This window comes from Xenorhabdus innexi, assembly GCF_002632485.1.
GTDB classification, from domain to species: Bacteria; Pseudomonadota; Gammaproteobacteria; order Enterobacterales; family Enterobacteriaceae; genus Xenorhabdus; species Xenorhabdus innexi.
In genome coordinates this window covers 1-1,994 of sequence record NZ_NIBU01000148.1, presented here as the reverse complement: position 1 = coordinate 1,994, position 1,994 = coordinate 1, and the positions used below count along the sequence as shown (strand labels likewise).

3 protein-coding genes are annotated in these 1,994 nt (G+C 42.2%); 2 read left to right on the top strand and 1 reads right to left on the bottom strand.

Annotated features, from left to right (window positions below):
• The coding region (locus Xinn_RS20575; protein WP_153043414.1) for an IS630 family transposase at nt 1-425 on the top strand (425 nt) is incomplete at its 5' end.
• 174 nt (nt 426-599) lie between these two features.
• Here the strand turns inward: Xinn_RS20575 and Xinn_RS20570 are convergent.
• Nucleotides 600-1,223: a hypothetical protein gene (locus Xinn_RS20570; RefSeq protein ID WP_086953576.1), complete on the bottom strand. Its 624-nt coding sequence runs from the start codon at nt 1,221-1,223 to the stop codon at nt 600-602.
• Between the two features lie 336 nt (nt 1,224-1,559).
• Between Xinn_RS20570 and Xinn_RS20565 the strand changes: the two genes are divergently transcribed.
• Complete coding sequence (locus tag Xinn_RS20565; RefSeq protein WP_099137799.1) at nt 1,560-1,898, top strand: KilA-N domain-containing protein; 339 nt, start codon at nt 1,560-1,562, stop codon at nt 1,896-1,898.
• Nucleotides 1,899-1,994 lie beyond the last annotated feature (96 nt).

Sequence of the window (1,994 nt, the reverse complement as noted above, 5' to 3'; positions counted from 1 at the left end):
TCATGGGGGCACTCAATTTACACCGGATTGAAGAGACGGTTATTCGTGAATATCCGACGATTAACGCGGAAAATGTCGTCCTTTTTTTCCATGCCATTAGGGAAACCTATCCCTTCCAACAAAAAGTGCATATTATTTTGGATGGTGCAGGTTATCACCGCGCTGAATTAGTAAAATCAGCGGCTCAAGAGCTGAATATTCAATTACATTATTTGCCCCCCTACAGCCCTAATCTCAACCCCATTGAACGATTATGGAAGTACACGAATGAGCAAATACGCAACAATGTCTATTTCCCGGATGCAAAAACGTTTCGGGGAACACTTCGACATTTTTATCATGTCACCTTGCCAACAAAAGCACAGGAATTGGCTACCCGACTGACTGATCATTTCCAGCGATTAAAACCTGCATCTTCAAGTTAATTGCGTATATTAGGGCGCAGTGTCAATGAATCTTGAGATTGCATTTTGTCATTTTATTTTTTCCCAAACCAACTACCAAGGGATGGAAATCCAGTTGGCGATGAAGTTGACAGGAGTGCCTGATCGACATCATCAGCATTAAGTCGAGGAAGCTCAGGAGGTGATGGTGGGCGATTAGCAGGCAATTGAGCAGCCACGTGATCCTGTCAATATATCGCGTTCGGCTGGAGGAAGGAATCTAGGTCGTTGTGAATGTTGTGGCTGCGATATCTGTAACTGCCGTTGCCGTTGTCGGGCTAGTAATTGTTGATTTAGTTGTGGTTGTAGCCGAATTATAGTGTTCTTTGCATCATTTCTGCGCTGCTGATCACTATGGCCTTGAGTGTTATTCCAATAGTTATCCAAGTTTGCTCGAAGTGATTCGTCTGCTAATAAGGCCGGCAATTGAATTTGGTCAATGGAGTTTATGGATCTGCTATCAAGAAGCAGTAATATATATTCTGCAAATGAATCAATCGTGATATTGACAGGCGGGTTTGGATACCGTTGGTCGCTTTGCTTTAGTATATACGAGTTGTTTCCCAAATAATGGAAACCTAGGCTACGTAGGCATCTGGGAACACTCCCAGATGCAACAGCCAATAGCTCTCTTAATAATGGTAATGCCCCATCTATCCCAGTATTAATAACTAGAGTGGTTACACCAGTTGCCGTATCAATACGTTGCGTTAATATATAATTAGGACTGCCCGCATCTATCAGTTGAGCAAAATCTAACATCATCTGTGCATTAGCCATAATTACCCCCAAAAATGGGTGTTGGATGTATTTTCAACAACCTATAAACCCACTTTAGCCCAATAACAAGCGAATAATACTTAACAATTAGTTACCCTCTGAAACTAAAACAATATTCCTTTACCCATTCCCTTGAGTGGTTAAAGCAATAACCCATGCCATCACATCCGTGGTGGCTTTTTTGTATCTGCATTTCACTGCGCCCCGCAGCGCCAATCTAAACATCGAGCCTTTATTTAGGAATGAGCCTTTGAGGAATCAGCTAAAACTGATGCTACTCGATGGGCTGATCTCCTATTGCGGCAAAGGTTCATTACCTAAGTAAGGACAAGCATCGTGAGTACAGCATTAATCATATTGAACGGCGTGAAAATCAGCACCGATAAACAAGGCCGTTATCGTTTGAATGATCTTCATAAAGCATCTGGTGGTGAAGCGAAGCACCAGCCCAGCTTATGGAGTACCAATCAGCAAACTCAAGCTCTAGTAGATTTGCTTAAAAAAGAAACTCTAGGAAATCCTATAGTTTCTATTGAAGGCCGCAAGGGGGGTACATATGCATGTAAGGAACTGGTTTATGCCTATGCCATGTGGATCAGCCCTGAATTTCATTTGCATGTGATTAGAACATTCGATGCTGTCATCATGAGCGAATATAAAGCCAAGCAGGATTGATGTGGTCCAATGATTTTGGTCACCGTTATAGAGGTGATATTCTCACTTCGACAATTCAACAGGTGACATGATGAAAAGAAGTTTCAGCCCCGAATT

What these genes read in the sequence shown, in the direction of transcription:
- Xinn_RS20570 (WP_086953576.1), bottom strand. Translation starts at nt 1,223, where the DNA reads ATGGCTAATGCACAGATGATGTTAGATTTTGCTCAACTGATAGATGCG.